General features: G+C 45.3%; 1 protein-coding gene. It reads left to right on the top strand.

What is annotated here, in order from left to right; translation table 11 throughout:
• Positions 1-508: 508 nt before the first annotated feature.
• On the top strand, positions 509-2,013 hold a 1,505-nt coding region (locus G3567_RS13130; protein WP_164005775.1), incomplete at its 3' end, for a glycine-rich domain-containing protein.

Genomic DNA, 2,013 nt, shown 5'->3' with positions numbered 1-2,013 from the left:
GGTCTCCTATCAACTCGAAAAATAGAGCATGTAGGAAGCGGGGTATGTCTGGTCAAAATTAAGATCGATACGCAGGAATACACCAAAAAGATTATAATCGAATAGTGTTTTTCTAGGCCTGTTGTTCTTCAACCTAATAAGCAGCAGTGATTTTAAAACGGGTTTTAAGCTCGGACTTATACAAGACTGTAAGGGAGTGTACAAGAAAAAATCCAATCCACGATATTTCATGGCTCAAACCAATCATTTTTGTTAGGAAAACCGTGCAAGTTGCTTATAAATAGTCGTTTGACTTATTTTTTTTGCACAGGTGTCTAACAGAATAGGGATTTATTCTAAAGTACTCTTTTTCTGAGGCTTAACTTCTTAGGAGTTTAAGGCTTGAAAACTTAAAAAAACAGGAATTTTAAGAGTTTTTTGAGCGTAAAACACTGCATTTGAGGCAATTATAAATAATTTTAAGCAATAATTAAAACCATTTTATTTTTTTTAGACTTAATTTTACAACATGAGTAAATGTTTTATAAAACAAAACTTTGGGTTTCTGCTCGTGCTGTTCCTTTTGCACTTTACTTTTGGTGTTTATGCTCAGGAGGTAACCACCTTTGATACACCTGGGACGACTACGTTTACCGTGCCTGAGGGGGTTACAAGCATAGAGTATCTGGTCATCGCCGGTGGTGGCGGTGGTGGTGCCTGGCGCGGCGGCGGCGGTGGTGCCGGCGGTTTGCAACAAGGCATCCTGCCTGTTACGCCCGGTGCTGTCCTTACAGTAACAGTGGGAGCAGGTGGCGCTGGGGCTCCCGGAGGCACTAATACTGCACGGGGAGCAAACGGACAAAACTCTGTATTTGGCTCTGTCGTTGCTACCGGCGGCGGCGGCGGCGGTATTGGTCGAAATTCAAACAACATAGGAGGAGATGGAGGCTCTGGTGGTGGCGAAGGTGGAGTAAGGAATAACGGAGCAGCACAAGGACCAGGTCTGGCCATTCCGGCAGGACAAGGTTTTGCTGGCGGAGATTCCTATAATAATAATGATACAGAGAGAAGAGCTGGAGGTGGCGGTGGTGGAGCTGGTGCTGCCGGAGCCGGCGCTCCTGATAGTCAAGGGGGAACTGGAGGAATCGGCATTCAAAATGATATAACCGGTACCTTGATTTACTACGCTGGCGGCGGTGGCGGTGCCAGTGATTCTGGAACTGATGGTTCAGGCGGTTTAGGGGGTGGCGGAACAGGTAATACTTTCGGGAATGCGCAGGATGGTGAGGCCAACTCTGGCGGCGGCGGCGGCGCTGCCGGCGGAGGTTTTGAATCTGTTTTTTCCGGAGGCGATGGCGGTTCTGGTATTGTGATTTTGAGTTATATCCTGGATACCGATGGGGATGGGGTTCCCGATGAAAATGATTACGATAATGATAATGATGGTATTGCAGATCTTAACGAAGGGTCGACCTGTTATCAAACTGAAGCTATATCTGGCGTCACTACCGGTCTTAACTCTGATGGTGATATTGCTACACTGTACGACGGTAACTTAAACCAGCAACTTTTTTACTTTTTAAACAATCAAACTTACCCTGGCAGCGCAACTGAAATTTTTAACATCACATTTGTTGAACCTTTGGTCATCACTGAGTTTAAGGTGCTTTTGAATACAGATGACTTAGATGATACTCAAAATAATTCATTTTTAGGAAACAATGTTGAATATCAAATACAGGGGTTTAACGGGACAAGCTGGGATGTTTTAGGTTCAGGCACTTCAGATGGCGTGGTTTCCGGCGAGCAGGAAGTATTTAGCCTGAGTGCCAATACAACAGCCTACAGCAATTATAGAATCTTGTGGGTTGGTGGCGGTCAGGTTCAATGGGACCCCTGGATTGAAGAAATTTTATTTACTGTAGCCCCGTGTGCAGGGACTTCCTTAGATTCAGACAATGACGGGATTGCCAATTATCTGGACCTGGATTCCGACAACGACGGGATTTTGGATGCCGATGAAATTCTCAACGG

This window comes from Psychroflexus aurantiacus, assembly GCF_010820555.1.
Lineage (GTDB): Bacteria > Bacteroidota > Bacteroidia > Flavobacteriales > Flavobacteriaceae > Psychroflexus > Psychroflexus aurantiacus.
Note: the sequence above shows the minus strand (reverse complement) of the source record. Positions and strands in the feature narration are given on the sequence as shown.